The sequence below is a fragment of the Mesorhizobium sp. GW821-FHT07A06 genome (genome assembly GCF_059419085.1).
The window spans coordinates 15450-35817 of the sequence record NZ_JBWKRC010000013.1; the positions used below are offsets into that span (position 1 = coordinate 15450).

22 protein-coding genes and 2 tRNA genes are annotated in these 20368 nt (G+C 62.0%); 3 read left to right on the forward strand and 21 right to left on the reverse strand.

What is annotated here, in order from left to right; all coding sequences use genetic code 11:
* Positions 1-49 precede the first annotated feature (49 nt).
* Entirely contained in the window at positions 50-1789 is a 1740-nt protein-coding gene (gene ggt / locus AC07SZ_RS29340) for a gamma-glutamyltransferase (RefSeq protein ID WP_494917004.1), read from the forward strand.
* A gap of 49 nt (positions 1790-1838) precedes the next feature.
* Here ggt and AC07SZ_RS29345 read toward each other — a convergent pair whose 3' ends face one another.
* The 5 genes from AC07SZ_RS29345 to AC07SZ_RS29365 all read right to left on the reverse strand — a co-directional run bounded on the left by AC07SZ_RS29345 (position 1839) and on the right by AC07SZ_RS29365 (position 4323).
* Positions 1839-2174, reverse strand: a complete 336-nt coding sequence (locus AC07SZ_RS29345) for a hypothetical protein (protein WP_081295188.1) — start codon at positions 2172-2174, stop codon at positions 1839-1841.
* 287 nt (positions 2175-2461) lie between these two features.
* Entirely contained in the window at positions 2462-2950 is a 489-nt protein-coding gene (locus tag AC07SZ_RS29350) for a hypothetical protein (protein WP_056565889.1), read from the reverse strand.
* A 243-nt stretch (positions 2951-3193) separates the two neighbouring features.
* Positions 3194-3634 (reverse strand): hypothetical protein, encoded by a 441-nt coding sequence (locus AC07SZ_RS29355; protein ID WP_056565892.1) that lies wholly within the window; start codon positions 3632-3634, stop codon positions 3194-3196.
* A 59-nt stretch (positions 3635-3693) separates the two neighbouring features.
* Entirely contained in the window at positions 3694-4050 is a 357-nt protein-coding gene (locus AC07SZ_RS29360) for an LLM class flavin-dependent oxidoreductase (RefSeq protein ID WP_494917006.1), read from the reverse strand.
* A 197-nt stretch (positions 4051-4247) separates the two neighbouring features.
* Positions 4248-4323, reverse strand: a tRNA-Phe gene (locus AC07SZ_RS29365).
* A gap of 408 nt (positions 4324-4731) precedes the next feature.
* Here AC07SZ_RS29365 and AC07SZ_RS29370 point away from each other — a divergent pair.
* Positions 4732-6102, forward strand: a complete 1371-nt coding sequence (locus tag AC07SZ_RS29370) for an alpha-glucosidase/alpha-galactosidase (protein ID WP_494917008.1) — start codon at positions 4732-4734, stop codon at positions 6100-6102.
* 99 nt (positions 6103-6201) lie between these two features.
* Here AC07SZ_RS29370 and yacG read toward each other — a convergent pair whose 3' ends face one another.
* The 9 genes from yacG to AC07SZ_RS29415 form a co-directional block, all read right to left on the reverse strand.
* A complete protein-coding gene (gene yacG / locus AC07SZ_RS29375) occupies positions 6202-6399 on the reverse strand; it encodes a DNA gyrase inhibitor YacG (protein WP_140775268.1) in 198 nt (65 codons plus the stop codon).
* Positions 6396-7022: a Maf-like protein gene (locus tag AC07SZ_RS29380; RefSeq protein WP_494917010.1), complete on the reverse strand. Its 627-nt coding sequence runs from the start codon at positions 7020-7022 to the stop codon at positions 6396-6398. Before AC07SZ_RS29380 ends, yacG begins: the two co-directional genes overlap by 4 nt.
* A gap of 22 nt (positions 7023-7044) precedes the next feature.
* Positions 7045-7263, reverse strand: coding sequence for a translation initiation factor IF-1 (gene infA / locus AC07SZ_RS29385; protein WP_006200926.1), 219 nt, complete (start codon positions 7261-7263; stop codon positions 7045-7047).
* Positions 7264-7350: 87 nt separating this feature from the next.
* Positions 7351-7821 (reverse strand): arsenate-mycothiol transferase ArsC, encoded by a 471-nt coding sequence (locus tag AC07SZ_RS29390; protein ID WP_081295153.1) that lies wholly within the window; start codon positions 7819-7821, stop codon positions 7351-7353.
* On the reverse strand, positions 7809-8294 hold the full coding sequence (locus AC07SZ_RS29395; RefSeq protein WP_172374503.1) for a UPF0262 family protein: 486 nt from the start codon (positions 8292-8294) through the stop codon (positions 7809-7811). Before AC07SZ_RS29395 ends, AC07SZ_RS29390 begins: the two co-directional genes overlap by 13 nt.
* Positions 8295-8300: 6 nt before the next feature.
* Positions 8301-9593, reverse strand: a complete 1293-nt coding sequence (hisD, locus tag AC07SZ_RS29400; protein WP_056565908.1) for a histidinol dehydrogenase — start codon at positions 9591-9593, stop codon at positions 8301-8303.
* Positions 9594-9600: 7 nt separating this feature from the next.
* Positions 9601-10032, reverse strand: a complete 432-nt coding sequence (locus tag AC07SZ_RS29405) for a DUF2948 family protein (protein ID WP_056565911.1) — start codon at positions 10030-10032, stop codon at positions 9601-9603.
* 178 nt (positions 10033-10210) lie between these two features.
* On the reverse strand, positions 10211-11503 hold the full coding sequence (gene murA, locus AC07SZ_RS29410) for a UDP-N-acetylglucosamine 1-carboxyvinyltransferase (protein WP_056565913.1): 1293 nt from the start codon (positions 11501-11503) through the stop codon (positions 10211-10213).
* A gap of 129 nt (positions 11504-11632) precedes the next feature.
* Positions 11633-11809, reverse strand: coding sequence for a hypothetical protein (locus AC07SZ_RS29415; RefSeq protein WP_081295154.1), 177 nt, complete (start codon positions 11807-11809; stop codon positions 11633-11635).
* A 153-nt stretch (positions 11810-11962) separates the two neighbouring features.
* Here AC07SZ_RS29415 and AC07SZ_RS29420 point away from each other — a divergent pair.
* Positions 11963-12037 (forward strand) — tRNA-Thr (locus AC07SZ_RS29420).
* Positions 12038-12236: 199 nt separating this feature from the next.
* On the opposite strand, the gene AC07SZ_RS29425 is transcribed toward AC07SZ_RS29420, so the two are convergent.
* From AC07SZ_RS29425 to AC07SZ_RS29455, 7 genes are all read right to left on the reverse strand, one after another.
* Positions 12237-12965, reverse strand: a complete 729-nt coding sequence (locus AC07SZ_RS29425; RefSeq protein ID WP_494917013.1) for a hypothetical protein — start codon at positions 12963-12965, stop codon at positions 12237-12239.
* Between the two features lie 325 nt (positions 12966-13290).
* A complete protein-coding gene (locus tag AC07SZ_RS29430) occupies positions 13291-13557 on the reverse strand; it encodes a hypothetical protein (protein ID WP_244493933.1) in 267 nt (88 codons plus the stop codon).
* Between the two features lie 507 nt (positions 13558-14064).
* Positions 14065-14817, reverse strand: coding sequence for a GGDEF domain-containing protein (locus tag AC07SZ_RS29435; protein ID WP_494917014.1), 753 nt, complete (start codon positions 14815-14817; stop codon positions 14065-14067).
* A gap of 131 nt (positions 14818-14948) precedes the next feature.
* Positions 14949-15677, reverse strand: coding sequence for a thermonuclease family protein (locus AC07SZ_RS29440; protein ID WP_244493935.1), 729 nt, complete (start codon positions 15675-15677; stop codon positions 14949-14951).
* A gap of 18 nt (positions 15678-15695) precedes the next feature.
* On the reverse strand, positions 15696-16895 hold the full coding sequence (locus AC07SZ_RS29445; RefSeq protein ID WP_056565923.1) for a type 1 periplasmic-binding domain-containing protein: 1200 nt from the start codon (positions 16893-16895) through the stop codon (positions 15696-15698).
* Positions 16896-17235: 340 nt separating this feature from the next.
* Entirely contained in the window at positions 17236-17604 is a 369-nt protein-coding gene (locus tag AC07SZ_RS29450; RefSeq protein ID WP_065005669.1) for a hypothetical protein, read from the reverse strand.
* A gap of 72 nt (positions 17605-17676) precedes the next feature.
* Positions 17677-20334: a beta strand repeat-containing protein gene (locus AC07SZ_RS29455; RefSeq protein ID WP_494917162.1), complete on the reverse strand. Its 2658-nt coding sequence runs from the start codon at positions 20332-20334 to the stop codon at positions 17677-17679.
* Positions 20335-20368 lie beyond the last annotated feature (34 nt).

Here is a 20368-nt window from a genome sequence, read left to right on the forward strand (position 1 = left end):
TCGACGGTAGCAAACGGGTCTTCTGGGCACCCCGCCCAGGAGCACCACCATGCGCCATGTCAGCCAAACCCTGATCGCCGTCAGCCTCTCTTTTGCGTTTGCGACAGCACCACTTCAGGTGATGTTTGCGGCGTCGCCGGCGCCCGCCAAAGGCGAACACGGCATGGTGGTGACGGCCCAGCATCTGGCGTCGGAAGTCGGCGTCGAGGTGTTGAAGAAGGGAGGCAACGCGGTCGATGCGGCTGTCGCGGTCGGCTATGCGCTGGCCGTCGTCTACCCCAATGCCGGCAATATCGGCGGCGGCGGTTTCATGACCATCCGTTTCGCCGACGGCAAATCGACTTTCCTCGATTTCCGCGAGCGCGCGCCGCTGGCGGCAACCAGGACCATGTATCTCGACAAGGATGGCAACCCGGTGAAGGGCGCCAGCCTTGACGGCTATCTCGCGGTCGGCGTGCCGGGCTCGGTGGCCGGTTTCGAAATGGCGCGCGAGAAATACGGCACGCTTTCAAGGCAGGATCTGATGGCACCAGCGATCGCCTACGCCAAGGATGGCTTCATCCTCGATCAGGGCGATGCCGCCTCTTTTGCCGGCAATGCGGGCCGGCTGGCGAAGGACCCGGCGGCGGCCGCCGCCTTCCTGAAACCTGGCGGCAAGCCCTACGGCATCGGCGAGAAGCTGGTTCAACCTGACCTTGCCGCGTCGCTCTCGGCGATTTCCGACAAAGGCCCCGATGCCTTCTACAAAGGCGCCATCGCCGACGCCATCGTCGAGGCAAGCAGCGCCAAGGGCGGCATTCTGGCCAAGGCCGACTTCGAGCAATATGCGGTGCGCGAACTCAAGCCGGTGACCTGTTCCTATCGCGGTTACGAGATCACGTCCTCGCCGCCGCCGAGCTCAGGCGGTGTCATCATCTGCGAAATCCTCAACGTGCTCGAGGGCTATCCGCTGTCCTATCTCGGCGCCGGCTCGGCCGAGACGGTGCATGTCATGGTCGAGGCGATGCGCCATGCCTATGTCGACCGCAATTCGGCGCTCGGCGATCCCGATTTCGTCGACAATCCGGTCTCGAAACTGCTTGATAAAGCCTATGCCAAGGACATCCGCGACAAGATCGATCCGTTCCGGGCCGGTGTGTCGCAGGACCTGATGCCGAAGGGTTTTGGCGAGTCGAAGGAGACCACGCATTATTCGATCATCGACAAGGACGGCAACGCGGTTGCAGTGACCTATACGCTGAACGGCTCCTTCGGTGCAGGCGTCGTCGCCGACGGCACCGGCATCCTGCTCAACAACGAGATGGACGATTTTACCCAGAAGCCCGGCGTGCCGAACCTTTATGGCCTGGTCCAGGGCGAGGCCAACGCCATCCAGGCGAAGAAGACGCCGCTGTCATCGATGAGCCCGACCATCGTGGCCAGGGATGGCAAGCCGTTCATGGTCATCGGCAGCCCCGGGGGCTCGCGCATCATCACCATCACGCTGGAAGCGATCGTCAACGTCATCGACCATGGCATGAACATCCAGGAGGCGATCGACGCGCCGCGCATCCACCACCAATGGCTGCCTGATACGGTCTATGTCGAGCCGTTCGGACTTTCGCCCGATACCGAAAGGCTGCTGGCGGGCATGGGCTATCACCTTGATCTCGGTGGCCAGACCTGGGGCCAGGCGGCCGGCATTCTCGTTGGAGGCAAGAGCCTGGCGGAAATCGAGAAAGGCGGCGGCGCGCGCTACAATGGCGCCATCGACAGCCGCGCGGCATCGGGGGAGGCTCTCGGATATTGATATCCGGGTAAACCCTTGGACAAGCGCCGGCTCTTGGCCGGCCGGGCCGTCAGGTAACCAGCGTGATGGTCGATGCAATCAGCATCAGCGCGGCGATGCCGACGAACAGCGCATAGATGCGCGGCCGGTCGAGCAGAAGCGCGTTTCCCGATATCCAGGCCGAGGTCGCGCCGCCAAGCGCGAAGAGGAACCCGTTGCGATGGCCGAAGGTCATCGACGCGGCCATCAGCCCGCCAATGATCAGGGCGCCGAATACGATGATCACGGCGACCGCGTATTTTTCGAAGTCGTTGCCGCCGCCCATGGCCGGGCCGATTGCATTCAGATTCGGCAGGTCGTCCGGATCGAAAGACCCGTATTCGTCTTGACCGATGGATTCTCGCATCACTCGTTCTCCGCTGACCGGCAACAAACCATCAACACTTGCCGAGTGCAACCCGATCGCACGTTCCTCTCCATGTTGACCGCCGTCTTCAACACGTTCCGGCGGCACTTGTCATCGATTTTTCGGCCATCTGGCTCGAATGCGACACGAGTCCGCGCCCGGGGAACGCCGCCATCTCATGCCATTTGGACCGTGTTCGCGGAAAAAAATGATGTCGCCGATCAATTCGGCACGCTGAGGGTTCTGCATGGCTGCGGCGGCGAGTCGCAGTACCCGCCATTGCGCCATCATTCCCGTGAAGGGGAGGCGCTCAATCGACGATAGGGGACGCCGTCGAAGCTTGCCGTGACAAAATCGGTGACGGACATCTTGCGCTTGCGTCCGTCGCTGCAGGTGTAAACCGGCCAACCGGCATCGCTGCATTCGCTGGCAGCGCAGATACGTGCCAGGCAGTTGCCGATAGTCAACCGGAAGCCGCCCTTGCCGGCGAAGCCTTGCAACAAGCTGCCGTCCGCCGAGCGCCATGTTCGCGCACGGAATTCCGCCCGCAGAAGCAACGGCTCGAGAGAGACCGCAAGATTGGTTTCGCCCGCACGTCCCGCGAACTGCAGACGGAAGCGCGCCATTGCAGTCGTGTATGCGGTCACGAGGTCCGATTCGCGAAGATAGGAGATCGGCAGGTTGGAGCGGTCAAGCAGATGAGACACACGCTTGCTTGCCTCTACCGGCCCCAGCAAGGCAACAAAGGTAAGAAGGGCGAAGAAAGCTCGCGACATTTTCAGCAGCCATATCGATCCCGGCCTGCCGGTTTGCCCGGTGCCCCCCTGTAACATCCCGCCAATCGTCGCCCTGCGCAAGCCGCTCGGCTAAACGGTCCATAAGGCGGCCGAGTCTGCAATTCGCAAGGCCCCCGAGTTAAAGCGCTCGAAAAAGTGACCCGCATCAAAGAATTGCGCGGGCGATAGCGAGGTACAGCCGGCGTTGCGGCAAGGAGGAGACTTGCCACCAGCCGGGGATCCTCAGCTGGCGCGCGCCGGCGGCAGTTCGAACAGATTGGCGCCGTTCTCCTGGCCGCGCTCGACATAGCCGATGACGCTGAACCACCTGGCGACGTCGGGGCCCTGCAGCCAGCTGCGTGAGTGGATGGGAAGGTTGCCGGCGAGCGCCTGGATGTGGCGGATGTGCCGCTTGCAGAAACGGACGGTCGAGGCGCGGAAGAAATCCTCCTGCGCGGCAAACAGCGTATCGGCGGCGTCGCTGTTCTCATGCCAGGCGATGATCGCCACGGCCTTGTCGCCCTCGACAAGCGCGTGCGCACGGCCTTCCTTCAAATTCATCATCAGATTGTCGTAGGCGATCTTGCTGTCCTTGCCGGCCGCCGCGTATTCGTCCGACATCCGCTTGGACAGGCCATGGAAGACATCCTCGAGATCCCCAAGCGTCGCTGCACGTGCTCTCATATCACCTCCTGCAGCCCCTCCGGGAAGTTTGCCCTAAGGATGGGGGATCACCAAGCAAATCAATTCCACTGAAGGGCCGGGTAGAGCAAAGTCATTTCGTCTGGCGAGTCGCGACGTCGCTGATTTCGGCCGATCGGCTGGAATGGGCCGCAGGACGATGAAGTGAGTTGGTAGATGGTGGCCGGAGGCGGATAGGGCCCGGAAGCAAGCCTGTGCGTTGATTTGAGAGACGAATGGGATTCGTCGTGAAAATCGCGCTCTCGCATCACCTCGATGAACTCCTTGGCGCGCTCGTAGCGCGTTTCGTGGTCGTCCAGTGTGCAGAAGTTGAAGTTGTGCGCTTTTTTCTCGCCGGTCGATGTCACCACGTTCCAGCCGGCTCTGCCGTTGCTGATATGATCGAACTGAGTGCACAACGTGATTGAAAAACGGCACCAAGCCAGGAATTTGGGTGTTCACCCTACCAATTGCCGAAATACACTAGGTGGCTGGATACCATCAATAATACCAACACCGAGAGAGAACCGAGAGAGAGTTGTGACAGGCGCAATGGTTGTGTCAAAACTTATGACGAAAAACCAAGTTGCGAGAGGAAAATACAATTTAAAGCTGATGGTGCCCAGAGGCGGATTCGAACCACCGACACGCGGATTTTCAGTCCGCTGCTCTACCAACTGAGCTATCTGGGCCTGTTCCGGCAAACGAATTCTCGTGAACCGGATTTCATGAGGGCGCCACGGGCGCCCCTTGAAAGCGCGTGGGTTATAGCACGGGAATTCGGCCTGTCCAGCGCCCAGCTGTCGATTTCTGGTAGGAAAAGAGATGCCGTCGAAAGGCGGCTTCCTCGGCGCTTTCATCGCCGGAATGGCCTGAGGTCTGGCCCCTTGTCGCCAGCCAGCCTCCGTCCCGGTGCTGCCATTCTTCACCGATCGCGTCGGGCGCGACCATGCGCTCGAGCTCGCACTCGAGTTCAGCAGGCGAAAGCGCGATGTCCAGCGCCCCCAGACTGTCGTCCAGTTCGCCCAGGCTGGACGGCGGCGGCTTGCACGCGGCATAGTCGAGGCCGCATCAAGCCTGAACTTATGCCGGAGAGTGGCGTGGCAAGAAATCCCAGGATCACATTCATAGGCGCTGGCTCGACGGTGTTCATGAAGAACATTGTCGGCGACGTGCTGCAGCGACCGGCCTTGTCGGGAGCAACAATCGCGCTGATGGACATCAATCCGCAGCGGCTGGAAGAAAGCGCTGTCGTCGTCAACAAGCTGATCGCGACGCTCGGCGTGAAAGCAAGGGCCGAGACCTATTCCGACCTGCGCAAGGCGCTGGTCGGTGCGGACTTCGTCGTCGTCGCCTTTCAGATCGGCGGCTACGAGCCTTGCACCGTGACCGACTTCGAAGTGCCGAAGAAATACGGCCTGCGCCAGACCATCGCCGACACGCTCGGCGTCGGCGGCATCATGCGCGGCTTGAGAACCGTGCCGCATCTGTGGGCGATCTGCGAGGACATGCTCGCCGTCTGCCCGCAGGCGATCATGCTGCAATACGTCAACCCGATGGCGATCAACACCTGGGCGATATCGGAGAAATACCCTGACATCCGGCAGGTCGGCCTCTGCCATTCGGTGCAGGGCACGGCGAAGGAACTGGCGCACGATCTCGATCTTCCCTACGAGGAGATCCGCTATCGCTCGGCCGGCATCAACCACATGTCGTTCTATCTGAAATTCGAGCATCGCCAGCCGGACGGTTCCTATCGCGATCTCTATCCGGATCTCGTTCGCGCCTATCGCGAAGGCCGCGCGCCAAAAACCGGCTGGAACCCGCGCTGCCCCAACAAGGTGCGCTACGACATACTGACCAGGCTCGGCTATTTCGTCACCGAAAGCTCGGAGCATTTCGCCGAATACACGCCCTATTTCATCAAGGGAAGCCGCCCCGACCTGATCGAGAAATACGGCATCCCGCTCGATGAATATCCCAAGCGCTGCATCGAACAGATCGAGCGCTGGAAGGGCCAGGCGCAAGCCTATCGTTCGGCCGACCGCATCGAGGTCGAGCAGTCCTCGGAATATGCCTCCTCGATCATGAATTCGGTCTGGACCGGCGAACCGTCGGTGATCTATGGCAATGTCCGCAACAATGGCTGCATCACCTCGCTGCCCAGCGATTGTGCCGTCGAGGTGCCTTGCCTCGTCGATGCCTCTGGCATCCAGCCGACCTATATAGGCGACCTGCCGCCGCAGCTGACGGCGCTGATCCGCACCAACATCAATGTCCAGGAACTGACGGTGCGGGCGCTGGTGAGCAAGAACCGCGAGCACATCTACCACGCGGCAATGATGGATCCGCACACGGCGGCGGAGCTCGATCTCGACCAGATCTGGTCGCTGGTCGATGATCTCCTGGAGGCCCATGGCGACTGGCTGCCGGCCTGGGCGCGGACAAGCCGCAAGACGCACGCGGCCTGATCAAAGGCAACCGCGGGAAAGACCTCACCGACGGCGCTTGTACTGACGTTCCCTTTGCATGTGATCAACCGCCACTGGCTCCGTGCCGATGGCCTGGCCTTATTTCGGCTCGTCGGCGTCGGGCTCTTCCTCGTCGTCGCGGGCCTTGATGACATAGGCACCCTTCAGCCAGCGGTTGAGGTCGATGTCCTTGCAGCGCGTCGAGCAGAACGGAAAGGTGTCGCGCGCCGATGGCTTGCCGCATTCGGGGCAGGGGCGCTTTGGGCGTAGCGGCGTGACCTTGGAGTCGGAGTTCATGGCCGTGCGATGAGCCAGCTCTGATGGATCTTGAAGCCTTCGCCCGACAGCAGCGCCACCGTTTCATAGAGCGGCAGCCCTACGATGTTGGTGTAGGAGCCGACGAGCTTGACGACGAAGGCGCCGGCGAGGCCCTGGACGGCATAGCCGCCGGCCTTGCCGCGCCATTCGCCCGAGGCGACATAGGCGTCGATCTCCTCGCGCGGCAGCCGCTTGAAACGCACCCGCGTCTCGACCAGCCGCTGACGCAGCTTGCCGCCTGGCGTGATCAGGCAGATGCCGGAATAGACACGGTGCGAACGACCGGACAACAAGCCGAGGCAGTTGGCGGCATCATCGAGCGTTTCGGCCTTGGGCAGGATACGCCGCCCAACCGCGACCACCGTGTCGGCGGCCAGCACGAAGCCTGGCGCATAGTCCGTCTCGGTCTTCAGCGATGCGAACGCCTTCTCGGCCTTTTCCTTCGACAGCCGCTTGGCGAGCGAACGCGGATGCTCGGCACGCAACGGCGTTTCGTCGATATCGGCTGGCAGGATCCGGTCCGGCTCGATGCCGGCCTGCTGCAAGAGTTCGATGCGGCGCGGCGACCCCGAGGCAAGCACCAGCTTCTGCAAAATGCTCATCGCGGACCAGTCGGCCTTGATCTTACTTGAAGCGGTAGGTGATGCGGCCCTTGGTCAGGTCGTATGGCGTCATCTCGACCAGAACCTTGTCGCCGGTCAGTACGCGGATGCGGTTCTTGCGCATGCGGCCGGCCGTATGGGCGATAATCTCGTGTTCGTTTTCGAGCTTTACCCGGAACATCGCGTTGGGCAACAATTCCGTCACGACACCCGGAAACTCGAGGACTTCTTCCTTCGGCATTCGATACCTTTGCTTGGATGGCAGTTCCGGCGCCCAGGCCGGAATTTCGGCGGAACCTATATGATAATCGAGCGCTTGTGAACACGCTTAATCCGTCGCGTTTTTTGCTTCCGGAGGCAAAAAACGCCGGCTTATGCGCAACTTCAGCCGCTCGCGCACGTCGCGGTAGGCCGCCATGATCTGCTCGCGCGTTCCGCTGGCACCGGTTGGGTCCTGCGTCGGCCAGTATTCGACCTCGACGGCGAGCGAGCGCGTGAGCTCCAGCGCGGCATGGTGCGCCTCCGGCGCCAGCGTGACGATCAGGTCGAAATAGTCGTCCTCGAGATCGTCGAGCGTCCTTGGATGACGCTCGCCCAGCGTGAGGCCCTCCTCGGCAAGCACGGCGTCGACGAACGGGTCGCGTTCGCCGGCACGCACGCCGGCCGAGGCGACAAAAATGGTGGCGGGCAGCATCCGGCGCGCCAGTTGCTCGGCCATCGGCGAGCGTACGGCGTTCATGCCGCAAAGGAACAGGATCGAGCGGGGCAGGGCGCCGGGTACCAGGGCTAGCCCCGCCAGTGCAGCACGCAGACCAGCGTGAACAGCCGTCGCGCCGTGTCGAAGTCGATGTCGATCTTGCCGGAGAGCCGGTCCATCAGAGTCTGCGAACCTTCATTGTGCAGACCGCGCCGGCCCATGTCGATCGCCTCGATATGGCTCGGCGTCGAGGAGCGGATGGCGTCGTAATAGCTTTCGCAGATCATGTAGTAGTCCTTGACGATGCGCCGGAGCGGCGTCAGCGACAGGATGTGGGTGACCACCGCGGTACCGTCCTCGCGCGCCACGGCGAAGACCAGACGCTGCTCGGCCAGCGACAGTTTCAACCGGTAGGGACCGACGCCGCTGTCGTTGACGGGCTGAAAACTGTTCTCCTCGATGAGGTCGAAGATCGCCACCGCCCGCTCGTGCTCGACATCGGGCGTGGAACGGCCGATCGATTCATCGAGTTCGACATCGATCAGCTTTGCGCGGGTTTGATCGGGGCCCGTCATCTCAGCCTACATGTTCAGCCGTATGGCGACGGAGCGCCCATGCGCCTCGAGCCCTTCCGCCTTGGCGAGCGCGATCGCCGCCGGCGCCAGCACACGCAACTGCTCCGGCCCGAGTTTCAGTACCGAGGTGCGCTTGACGAAGTCGAGCACCGACAAGCCCGACGAGAAGCGCGCCGAGCGGGCCGTCGGCAGCACGTGGTTGGAACCGCCGACATAGTCGCCGATGGCTTCCGGCGTGTGGCGGCCGAGAAAGACGGCACCGGCATTGCGCATCCGCGACAGGAAACCTTCGGCATCGTCGATGGCCAGTTCGACATGTTCGGCCGCGATGCGGTCGACCAGCGGCAGCGCGGCCTCGATGGTCGCGACCTCGATCACCGCGCCGAAATCGCGCCAGCTCGCAGCCGCGGTCTCGCCGCGCGGCAAGCTCTGCAGCTGGCGCTGGACCGCTTGTTCGACTGCCTTGCCGAAGGCCGGATCGTCGGTGATCAAGATCGATTGCGCCGATACATCGTGTTCGGCCTGGGCGAGCAGGTCGGCGGCGATCCAGTCAGGATCGTTGTTGCCGTCGGCCACCACGAGCACTTCCGAGGGGCCGGCGATCATGTCGATGCCGACCGTGCCGAAAACCTGCCGCTTGGCCGCCGCGACATAGGCATTGCCGGGGCCGACGACCTTGGCCACCGGCCTTATCGTTTCGGTGCCATAGGCAAGGGCAGCGATCGCCTGGGCGCCGCCGACGCGATAGATTTCGGAAACGCCAGCGATGTCGGCCGCCACAAGCACCAGCGGCGGTATGGCGCCGCCGGAGGCGGGCACGCAGATCGCGACGCGTTCGACGCCGGCAACCCTGGCCGGTATGGCATTCATCAGCACCGAGCTTGGATAGCTTGCGGTGCCGCCCGGCACGTAGAGCCCGACGGCTTCGATCGCCGTCCAGCGCCAGCCGAGTTCGACACCGGCGGCATCCGTATAGCGATTGTCCTTCGGAAGCTGCTGTTCATGATAGGCGCGGATGCGGTCGCGCGCGAATTCGAGCGCCTTGATCGTCTGTGCGTCGGCGCCATCATAGGCACTGGCGATTTCGTCTTTCGATACGGCGATGCCGACGCTTTTCAGGTCGGCGCGGTCGAAGCGACTGGAATAGTCGATCAGCGCCGCATCACCATCGGCGCGCACCCGAGAGATGATCGCGCGCACCGCGGCCTCGACATCGGCGGATACTTCCCGCTTGGTCGTCAGGAAGGAGGCGAAACGCTGCTCGAAATCGGCATCGGACTGGCGAAGCGTGATGGCCATGGGGCGCTCAAGCCTTGTGGACGGGACGCGACGTGGCTTCCCACGCGCCGCCAATATCGGCAAGGCGTGCCTCGATGCATTCGACATCGAGCATGATGGTGCCGCCGCCCGAAAAGATCAGCTCGACGATGCCTGCCGGCTTGCTGATCTCGATGAAGCTGATCGCCAGCAGGGACAGCACCTCGGCGGGCTTGTCGCGGGCAATGCCATTGGTCTTGGCGCCCAGCACCCGATCGAAATGCAGAACGGCCTGCCGCCGCTCATTGTGCTGGCGAAACAGGCCCGACTTCGCCTCCCAGACGAAACGGTTCATGGTCAGCACGAAGCGCTTGGCCGAGGGCAGGTATTCGAGATCACTGACTTTCAGGACGGCGTCCTGGACATGAGCCGAAACGATGCTCAGATCCTGGTCGTCGAGCGCGATAAGCTTGAGGGCCATGCGGAATTTGCACCTGAAGTTGACGGTTCAGCCCTTCTGTTAGGCGGTCTTGGCGATCCGTGCAACCGCGCCAAGGGAGCTGCGACCGGTCAAGCTGCCGATCTCCCCCGCAAGGAGGGAGATTGGATGCAACATCTGCTTTCGCAAATCGCCAGCGCCGAAGGCAGGGTCGCCCTTGCTACGCCGAAATCCGCTCGATCACCGCGCCGCAATTGGAGAGCTTCTCCTCCAGCCGCTCGAAGCCCCGGTCGAGATGATAGACGCGGTTGACGGTGGTCTCGCCTTCGGCGGCAAGGCCGGCGATGACCAGCGAGACGGAAGCACGAAGATCGGTGGCCATGACCGGCGCGCCTTTCAGCTTCGCCACGCCGTCGACGATCGCCGTCTGGCCTGAAAGCGTGATGTGGGCGCCGAGCCGGGCCAGTTCCTGCACATGCATGAAGCGATTTTCGAAGATCGTCTCCGTGATGCGCGACTTGCCTTTGGCCATGGTCATCAGGCCCATGAACTGCGCCTGCAGATCGGTCGGGAAGGCCGGGAAGGGCGCGGTCGTCACGTCGACCGGCGAAATGCCGGCGCCGTTGCGCTTCACGCGGATGCCGGAATTGGTTTGTGTGATCTCGGCTCCCGTCTGCGAAATCACGTCCAGCGCGGTCTGCAGCAGTTCGGGACGCGCGCCTTCGAGCACGACATCGCCACCGGTCATGGCGACGGCCATGGCATAGGTGCCGGTCTCGATGCGGTCCGGAATGACGCGCACCCGAGCGCCCGACAGCGCTTCGACGCCATCGATGGTGATGGTCGGCGTGCCGGCGCCGGAAATTTTCGCGCCCATGGCGTTGAGGCATTCGGCGAGGTTGACGATTTCGGGCTCGCAGGCGGCGTTTTCCAGCACGGTTTCACCCTTGGCCAGCGATGCCGCCATCATCAGCACATGGGTGGCGCCGACCGAGACTTTCGGGAAGGCATAGCGGTTGCCGACCAGGCGGCCATTCTTGGTCTTGGCGATGACATAGCCGGTGTCGACGTCGAGATCGGCGCCGAGCGCCTGCAGGCCTTCGAGGAACAGGTCGACCGGGCGCGTGCCGATGGCGCAGCCGCCGGGCAGCGACACCTTGGCTTCGCCCATGCGGGCCAGCAGCGGGCCGATCACCCAGAACGAGGCGCGCATCTTCGACACCAGCTCGTAAGGTGCCGTCGTGTCGACGATGTTGCGGGCGGAGAAATTGATGGTGCGCGAATAGCCTTCATTCTGCTTCTCGCGGCGGCCATTGACCGAATAGTCGACGCCGTGATTGCCCAGGATGCGGATCAGCTGCTCGACATCGGCCAGATGCGGCACGTTTTCCAGCGTCAGCGTGTCGTCGGTCAAAAGCGAGGCGATCATCAGCGGCAAAGCGGCATTTTTCGCGCCCGAGATCGGAATGCTTCCGGCGAGCTTGTTGCCGCCGACAATTCTGATGCGATCCATGGAAGAACGTCCCTCTCGGCTCAAAAAGGCCGGTTCAATCGTTTGAGTATCGGCCCGTCTAGACCATTGGCCAATCTGGTTCAAGAAATAGGATTTCGCCCGCTCCGGTCCAAGAGTGGCCGATTTGAGTTAATCTTTTTGTATTTCCCTGGCCGTGCCGAGCCCATCCGGCCTCTGGTCGGCTTCCCCTGTACGGCGCGAGCGCGATTGCGCCTTGCGTTTCTGCAGATTGGCGCGCAACTGCTCGGCGAGCCGGTCCTTGCGGTCCGTGCCGCCCTTTTTCGGTGATATCGTCTTGTCGCTCATCGTCCCGTCCCGGCCGGCGGCCTGTCGTTCAGGGATAGCCAACATTGTGGCGCCGCCATGTCATTGAAAGCTATCCGGCAAAGGCTTTCACAGAAGCGTTGTTCTTGGCCTTGCGCTTACCGGTTCGATATGGCAGAAGCCCCGCCATCAGCGGCTGCGGTAGCTCAGTGGTAGAGCACTCCCTTGGTAAGGGAGAGGTCGAGAGTTCAATCCTCTCTCGCAGCACCAGTTCTTCCAACCAGTTTCAATGTGATGTCGTTGCCGGTCACTTTTTCCCGGCACTGGCAGGCGGACGAAGGCGCAGCACGGCATTTGCCGGTGGAATTTCCACGGACTTTGTTCCCTTGCGTTCTCGCAACCCCGCGGCGTGATTACCTTACCTGCACCTGCCTTGAGATCGTGGCCGCTTGATTGACCTGAAACGATCCTAGCCACGCATTTCGGCAATCTCTCTTTCGACGCGAAATACAGCCTCCTGGAGGCTGCGTTCATCGGACATGTCGATGCTTAATGTTGATCTCTCTTTGCCGAGAAGGAGGCTTTTTACCCGGTGGATGATTGGTATCGATTGCAAGTTGGTTTTCGGATCTGCCTCGAACAGCCGCTCCATATAGCTCTGATGAAAGAGCCGGTCCTTCAGCCGTTTCGACAATAATGGTTCGGCGGCGTCCACACTTATCGCAAGATCCGAAGTGGGTATCAGATCCAGGACCGTTGCCAGTGACGCCGTGTCCGCAACTCCGCTAAACAGGCTAAGAGAGCAGACGGCCTGAATGAAACCCTGATCGAAAATCACAATTTCCCGATCGCCGACCGAATACTGCCAAGCCACTGATAGAGCAAGGATGTAGCGGCTGAACCTTATCAACCAAATCGGATTTTTCGGCGTTAAAGTTCGGACCAGCTTGACTGTCAGCCTGAGTTCATCCGCCTTGTTCAAGGGACGCAAGGCAAACGCGACCGTTCGCAGTATCGCCCTGACAACACGCTGGAAAGCGTACCAAAGCCCGCCAGGGTCAAATGGTGTGGAATGGGCACCGGGTTGATAGGAAAGCACGACTTTCGCAACGTAGCCCTGAGCTTGCAGACGGCGCTGAAGTGCATGTGCAAATGTTGTTTTGCCCGACCCGGCAGGGCCAAATAACTCGACAATCACGCGATCCGGCTCCGGTGATATGTTCCAAGCCAAGTCCCCCGACCGGCCACGGGAACAACGACCAAGGGGCGAATTCGAACACGTTCTCGAAGCAACCAGCAGGCTGCTACGCACGTGAATTCGCACCATTTTTTGTTAGCCAGCTTCCTCCGTTCGCATGAACCGCTCCTTACGAATTTGTAAGGAATCGATCGGTGAGCCTGTCAGGATGGCTTGGGTTCAACGTCGAGGATGCGCTTGTGCTCGATGCATAGCCGCGATCCGCGATCAATGGCCGCTTCGCGCCTCATTGGAGACCTCGGCAGGCCGCGAGTTGATCAGTCTTTCAGGCCATGGCGAGCGCGGCGGCGATGGCATTTGGCCGCTCGGGCGTTGGATGGTTCTCCAATCGCAGCAGATTGAAATCGAGGTGCTTCTTCTTGAACATGGAGACCAGGGTGACGCCTGCTGAATTGGTTGCGAATGCGTAATCGGCTAGAAATGCGCCGGCAACTTCAGTCGGACTGCCGCGGCAGGTCGCCAAGAGCGGCCAGTATTTCCTTTTACGTATTTGACGTCTCGACGATTCGATCTCGGCCAGAGAATATCCCATGCGTCACAAACGTTCTGTGCCCGTGAGCGCTCCTTCAACTTGTCAAGGTTGGGCTCCAGCGGGGTATTGGCAATCTGAACGAATCGATAAGGCAGCGATTCATCGAGAGCCGTCATTCCAGCCTTGAGGTCTCCTGCGACCGAAATGGCGCGGGCCTTCCCGACCTGAACCACGCGCTCCACGGCAGACAGAGGCACCTTGAATGGCGTGGGACGCACTCTTGAAGCACACCGCTGGAGCGCCGGGACCGCCGCAATGGCAATCCGCGACAATGGCTTCAGCACTCGCATGGTGGCGGCGGTCTTCGGCGGACGCATGCCAAGCTCGGTGCAGACGCAGAGGCCACCACCAACGGAAGCGTCGTCGTCGGCCGCTACGAGGTTGGAGCGTGGGCTCGCCTGACAGGATCATCCCGGCTCGCCAATGGGCGGAAAGGCCGTTTCCTATATTCTCGCAGAACCAGTTTCCTGGTTCTTGAATCGGCCTGCCTTGGCGCCTCGGCCGTTGTCAGCTGTGCATATGCGTCAGTTCGAACCCGGCGTCATCCTGCGCGTCGGACAGGCGTTGTTCGGCGGACCGGAACATGTCCGAGAACTCCATCTCGTTCTCCAACATCACACCGCCGACCTTTATGGTGAGGGCATCCTCGGTGCCTTTTGGCGCGAAGTAGACCTGTGCGACACGCGTCCGGATACGTTCGCCGACTTCCTTGGCCTCCGCTTCCGTCGCGCCCGAGAGGAAAACCCCGAACATCGAGGCTCCGATGCGTCCAACCAGATCCTCCTCGCGCACCGACGACTGTATGGTCGAGACGATGAGCCGCAAGGCCTCGTCGCCCCATTCGAGGCCAAAGCGCATGTTGATGGATCGAAGGTGTTCGGGATGAATGATCAGGAAGGCGCCCGAGCGTGGTCCTGGTCCCGATCGCCTGGCGGCCCGTCGTTCAATCATCGACGTGAAGACCGGCCCGTTCAGGCAGCCCGTCAGCCTGTCATACGTCCCGGACTTGTTGAGTTCCTGGCGGTAGCGGTGGATTTCGACCCGGTTCCAGCCGATCAGCGCGAAAAGCGGCAGGCCGATGATCACCGGCAGCAGTCCTGCGGTGATCATGCTGCGGGCGAACGGCGTTAGCGTGTCGCTGAACAGGAGCAGGTAGTTCAGTCCAAGGGAAAGGCCGAGGCTCCCGGCGGTTCCCAGGAACGTCAGCCACGCGACGTGCTTCCAGGCCTGGGCAGTGGTGGTCGCCATTGGTCTCGTCATCGGCCGATCTCCTGTCAGATCGGCTGATATAAGGCCTGTCTGCCGTAATTTCGGTTTCGCCGAACCGTACAATTTGAACGATCCATCCTTGTCATCGCGCGACCTCGGCGACCGAGCCTGCCCCTCCCAGCCTATCGCGGCGGCCCGAAGATACCCATCTCGGCATCTTTGGCAATTGCTTCCGCCTTGCCATAGATGCCGCCCGGCAGCGCCATGGCCCAACCATTGGCGACGAGCCAGGCGCCGACATCCTGCTTGCCCAGCCGGCACGGCGCGGCGATGGCAAAGCGCTCGGCTTCCGGCGGCAGGAAACAGGTCAGCGCGCGCCCCCGCAGCCAGGCATTGAAGGCCGCGCGGGCGCGCAGCCCACAGGGCCAGGCTTCGTCGCGAAAGGAGCAGGTCTGGGCCACGTCGATGTCCAGGGCCCCGCTGATCGCCACTTTCCGCCCCATCGATTCGAAAGTCGCCGACGACGTTGCAATGGGATGGTAGAGCAGGGTTTCGCGCCAGTCTTGCGGCATTGGCGTCCTGGGGCGGATGGCGAGGCCGAGTTCACCGAGCGGCGGCCGGGCTTCGACCCGCTCGATTTCCGAGGCGTCAACCGGCGGCGGGGCGATGAGGCTCTCGGCAATCCGCCGTGCCGGTTCTCGTCTTGATCCGTCGACAGTGGCGGTGTCCGCCGGGGCCGCCTGCTTGCCGGAATTTTCCAGCGGCGGAGCAGGGCCGGGCCGGTCGACCGAAAGCAAGGCTCCGGCGTGCATGATCAGGACTATTCCGACCAGCAGTTCAAGGCTCCCGACCGCGATCATCAGTCGGACATGCCGAGGCGTGCCCATCAGGCCATCGCGGCGTTCGAGCAAGGTCCCCCCGGCAGCCGGTCAGAAACCCGACGTCGATTTGGCAACCAGTTTGAGCGCACCCTTTTCTATCCGATAGAATGGCATCGATCTTTGGCTGGATCCGTCAGCGCGAAAACGGAACAAACCTGTCGATCCGCGAAACCCGTTCGGGTTTTCGAGCACCTGTTTGCTGAAGCCGTCAGGTCCGACCGCGCTCGCTATCCCAGCTGTCAGCGCAACCATATCATAGGCATAGGCCACATTGACGTCGGCCGGGTAGTTGTATGTCGTCCTGAAACGGTCGGCGATCGGTCCGGTTTCGCTTGAATCGAGCGTGGCGATGTATGCCCCCTCGAACAACGGATCCATGGGATGTTCCAGCCAGCGGTCCGTTCCGACGACGGAGATTGCCTTTCCCGGAATGCCCTTTGATTTGAGAGCGGCAAGGACGGGCGAGGGGCTGCCGTCGCCGCTGGCAACGATGACCGCGTCGGGAGCGTCCACGAGCGAGCCCATCTGGTCGATGGCCTTCGCGCCGCCGTCACCGGCCGAATAAGGCAGGGTGACCGCGAGCGTTGCGCCATAGATGCTAAGGCCATTCGCCACCCGCTTCTCCACGGCGCTGGCGTTTGAGCCTTCCGCGACCAGCAGTACGAACTTCTTGCGGCCTTTCGCGGCGAGCCCAGCTGCCCCCGCCGCGGCGCTGTCGGCTTCGCTGAGACGCACGGCATAAACCCCAGCGCCGCCAGCGAAATTGTCGGCAAGCGCCAGGACCGGCGGCCGCTTCGATCCGGACAGCGTGGCAATATGCTGCGCCGCCGGCAGTTCGGTCGGACCGATGACCACTTTCGATCCCGTCGTTATGGCCTGCACGGCCTGCTTGCTGGCCTGTGCGCTGTCGCCCTTGGTGTCCTCGATCGTCAGCGTCAGCAATCCATTGCCGATATCGGTCATCGCCAGCTTGGCGGCGTCACGCATCTTCCTGCCGTTCTCCCCCGACGTCCCGGGAGCCGACAAGGGCAGCAACATCGTGACTTTGGTCGAACCGGTGCCGAGCGACTGGCTCGCCTGGGCCGGACCGGCGCCGGCGGCGCCGCTCTGGCCGGCGGGCGCGGCAACCGCGGCCGGATCGAGCACGTCGGAAACGCCGCCTTTCGACTGGCAGCCCGACACTATCGTGGCGAGCGCCAGGGTGATTGCCAAAATCGGCGGGTTGCGGACCTGCCGGCCTGCTTCCATGATTGCTCCACCCTATCTGTCGCCGGGTATTTCCCGGTCTGGTCTTCAATTCATGTTGCGGCGGATGTGCCGTGCTGTTTTGCCGTGCTCTTCAAGGAGGCGGGCCCTCACCGCCTTGAGCATTGGTCGACCTCGCCTGCGGCAGCGGGCGCGGATCACCCGGGACCCGGCTCATTGTGCCCGGCGCGATGCTTCGTTCGGTGGTGTACGGGCCGTCCGCGGCAAGTTCCACTGGACTGCGCGGCAAACGGGCGACGCTGGTCAGGGGGATTATGCCGGCGACCGCCCCCAGGATCGATCGCTCGGCTGTCATGACGGCCAACAGGCACGGCCTATCCGGTCAGTGCATGTACTCGACCATGCGATCGTGGAAGCACTCGCATTTGTTGAGTGTGTCTTCGTCCTTGTAGTTCGTCTTCAGATAGCCATAGGCCATGCCGCAGGCGACCTTGGCTTCCGATGCCCACACGAATGCCGGCCGGGATGAATTGATCCATTCCGAACTGTTGGCGACGGCAACCGACTCGTCCATCAGCTTCACCACCTGTTGCTTGAGATCGACGATATTGTCGGTCAGCACCAGGTTGGACGTACCGACGGTGCGGCAATAGTCGCCTACAGGTCCCTCGATGATGTCGGCGGCGAAGCCCGTCGATCCAGCCAGCAGCAGCGCGGCGGCCGTAGCCAGCAATCTTCCACAACGCTTCATGTAAGTCCCTCTCCAAACTGCAATTTTATGTTTCGCTAATGCATAGCACGGGAGCACGGCCACGCATAAGTACTAAATCGTGGCCGTGTGCTGTTGATGCTGCGTGTCGTCGTAGAGGATGTTGATCGTCCCGGCGGCCGGCGTGTTCTGCAGAACGGCGACATCCACGAAGTTGGCCGTGTTGCCCGAGCCGCTGGTGTCGACGCTCACGGCGCCGGTCGCATTGTTGTAATGCACATAGTCGGCGATGTTGCCGACTGGCGCCTTGTCGAACAACGCGCTCAAGTCGATCTTGTCGCCTTCGCCGCTATGATAGTCCGAGATCAGGTCCTTGATGTTCAGATTGTCGATTTTGAAAGTGTCAGCGCCTGAAGTGCCGGCGATGGTCGACGTGCCCGCGGGGCCTGCACCATCGAAATTGCCGAAGCCGATGTCACCAACCGCACCTGTCTGGCCATCGGCGGTGGTGAAGGTGGCTTCGCCATAGGTCAAGACCGAGCCGTCTGCCGAAACCGAGTACTGATTGTTGCTCTCGAGACCGATCTCGACGATGCCCAAGGCGGCCAGTGACTTGAACTCGCCTGGATCCGATACGCCGTTGCCGTTGGCATCCTGCCAGACACCAAATTGCGCAAAGTCGTGATCGGCGGCGGTCAGCTTGCCGTCATGGTTCGTGTCGTAGAGCTGCTCGAGCGCGGCAAGGTCGGTCTTGGCACCAGGGGCTTGCTGGGTGAACACAAACTCCGGCGCATTGCTCACCTTGCCGTCGCCGTTGAGATCGATCGCCAGGATGCCGTCATGCTGGTCGACCCACGCGGTTTTCGAAGCGACGCCGTCGCCATTGTAGTCATACGAAACGGTGGAGTGCGTCAGATCGGTGGTGTGGATCCCGTCGTGGTTGAGGTCGAGCAAGATCGGAGCGGCAACAGCGAGAGGCGCCAATCCGTCTTTCACGTGGACTGAGAAATTGGCGGTCGTTGTCGTGTCCCCGTCGCCATCCCCGAGTTGCAGGGTAAAGGGGATCGTATGGTCGACACTGGTGGAAATCGACCCGACGCTCGTCAGGTTGAGTTTCGTCGAGCCCGAGGACTCGTACGCATCGATCCAGGCAATCTGTAATCCGGTCGGCGATTGGATGGTCACCGACGTAGCGCCGGTCGCTGGAGTAAAGGCTTGCGATGTTCCGTCGACGTAATGGGCGACGAATTCAATCTTGTTGGTGACAGGATCAACCGCGCCAAAGGTGAACGTCGCATAGGAGACGTTATCCATGGTGATACCATTTGGCGCAACATAGGGGTTGGTGCCAGCTGGATCGGTGTAAGAGTTTGCGTAAGAGTTCGGCGTTCCGAAGTCGAAACGCATGAACTCCCCTTGATCGAAATTATTGTTGTCCAGCCCCCAACCGGCTGCCGAGCCGTTCACGTTGACGTCCTGCTTCAATACCGGGTTGCCCCCCGATAGCCACGCCGCTTCCTGGCTTGGGGACATTGGGGATGAGACATCGCCTTTGTTATCGATAGACGCACCCCAGCCCGTCACCATGACGATATGCTCGTGGTTCGTCTTGCTCACATCCACAACGATGGATGCAGTTGGGCCTGCGCCGAAAGAACTGCCGCTCCCGATCGAAACAGGGGTCACCGTGCCATCGAGCGGCGCCAGCAAGTCGAATACATACTGCCCTGACGTGCCGGCGGTGGGATTGACGGTAAGGGTGAAAACCGCCGTATCGCCCGTGGTGAAGGTTCCGCTGCCGTCATTGTCGGCGTAGGCGGTCAAAACATTGCCTGACTGCGCCGTCACAAGGTGATGTCCAGCTGAGGTCAGACCAGTTGTATCGGCCGTGATTGTCATTGCTGATCCGACGCCATCGGCACCGGCGACAAAATGGAGCGTGCCGACCGCAGGCGCCTGCGAAGGATCATCGTTGGTCTGCTGATTCTGCACGGGGCCCAAAGTCGGCACGTCATCGACGACATCGATCTTGACCGTTCCGGTCACCGTGTTGCCGTTGGCGTCCTTGGCCGTGTAGGTGAAGCTCTCGGCCGCGGTCAGCGTGTTGGCGCCTTGCGTTGCGCCGCTGTCGAATGGCGACGTCAGCGTGTAGGTCCAGGCGCCGTTGGCCTGCAACGCGAACACGCCATGCGCCGTCGTGGTGCTGATCGGCGTGTAGGTGATACCGGTGCCGGCGACGGTAAGTTGTCCCGTCACCGTCTCGGCCGTGCTCGACGGGGCGGAGCCCGTCACCGTGCCGGCGGCAAGGTCCGAGCCATCCTTCGTCAGGTCGAGCGCGGCTTCGTTGACCTGGCCGGTCTGGTTGACGGGGGTCAGGCTGACGTTGTTGACGGTGATGTCGAGGGTCACGGTCGAGGTGTCGCCGTCGCCGTCGGTGACGGTGTAGACGAAGTGGTCGACCGCGTTGGTGGTGACCGAGTCGGGATTGGCCTTGTAGGTATAGGAGCCGTTGGCGTTCAGCACCAGCGTGCCGTACTGGCCCGCGATGCCGAGGCCGCCGATGTTGCCGCTTACCGGGTTGGAGACGTTGGAGCCGGTGGCCACGCCCGTCACCGCACCGCCGGGGGCAAAGCCGTCCGCGCCGGCCACGTCATTGGCCAGCACGCCGGCCGCCGCCGTGACGCTGAGCAGGGCGCCTTCCGCGACGCTGTTGGTGTCGGCATGCGCGGTCGGCACGTCATCGACGACATCGATCTTGACCGTTCCGGTCACCGTGTTGCCGTTGGCGTCCTTGGCCGTGTAGGTG

Excerpts from the sequence above, each read along its gene's own strand:
- ggt (WP_494917004.1), top strand. The coding sequence starts at position 50 with ATGCGCCATGTCAGCCAAACCCTGATCGCCGTCAGCCTCTCTTTTGCG.
- AC07SZ_RS29345 (WP_081295188.1), bottom strand. The coding sequence starts at position 2,174 with ATGCGAGAATCCATCGGTCAAGACGAATACGGGTCTTTCGATCCGGAC.
- AC07SZ_RS29350 (WP_056565889.1), bottom strand. The coding sequence starts at position 2,950 with ATGTCGCGAGCTTTCTTCGCCCTTCTTACCTTTGTTGCCTTGCTGGGG.
- AC07SZ_RS29355 (WP_056565892.1), bottom strand. The coding sequence starts at position 3,634 with ATGAGAGCACGTGCAGCGACGCTTGGGGATCTCGAGGATGTCTTCCAT.
- yacG (WP_140775268.1), bottom strand. The coding sequence starts at position 6,399 with ATGAACTCCGACTCCAAGGTCACGCCGCTACGCCCAAAGCGCCCCTGC.
- AC07SZ_RS29380 (WP_494917010.1), bottom strand. The coding sequence starts at position 7,022 with ATGAGCATTTTGCAGAAGCTGGTGCTTGCCTCGGGGTCGCCGCGCCGC.
- infA (WP_006200926.1), bottom strand. The coding sequence starts at position 7,263 with ATGCCGAAGGAAGAAGTCCTCGAGTTTCCGGGTGTCGTGACGGAATTG.
- AC07SZ_RS29395 (WP_172374503.1), bottom strand. The coding sequence starts at position 8,294 with ATGACGGGCCCCGATCAAACCCGCGCAAAGCTGATCGATGTCGAACTC.
- hisD (WP_056565908.1), bottom strand. The coding sequence starts at position 9,593 with ATGGCCATCACGCTTCGCCAGTCCGATGCCGATTTCGAGCAGCGTTTC.
- AC07SZ_RS29405 (WP_056565911.1), bottom strand. The coding sequence starts at position 10,032 with ATGGCCCTCAAGCTTATCGCGCTCGACGACCAGGATCTGAGCATCGTT.
- murA (WP_056565913.1), bottom strand. The coding sequence starts at position 11,503 with ATGGATCGCATCAGAATTGTCGGCGGCAACAAGCTCGCCGGAAGCATT.
- AC07SZ_RS29415 (WP_081295154.1), bottom strand. The coding sequence starts at position 11,809 with ATGAGCGACAAGACGATATCACCGAAAAAGGGCGGCACGGACCGCAAG.
- AC07SZ_RS29430 (WP_244493933.1), bottom strand. The coding sequence starts at position 13,557 with ATGGGATATTCTCTGGCCGAGATCGAATCGTCGAGACGTCAAATACGT.
- AC07SZ_RS29435 (WP_494917014.1), bottom strand. The coding sequence starts at position 14,817 with ATGACGAGACCAATGGCGACCACCACTGCCCAGGCCTGGAAGCACGTC.
- AC07SZ_RS29445 (WP_056565923.1), bottom strand. The coding sequence starts at position 16,895 with ATGGAAGCAGGCCGGCAGGTCCGCAACCCGCCGATTTTGGCAATCACC.
- AC07SZ_RS29450 (WP_065005669.1), bottom strand. The coding sequence starts at position 17,604 with ATGAAGCGTTGTGGAAGATTGCTGGCTACGGCCGCCGCGCTGCTGCTG.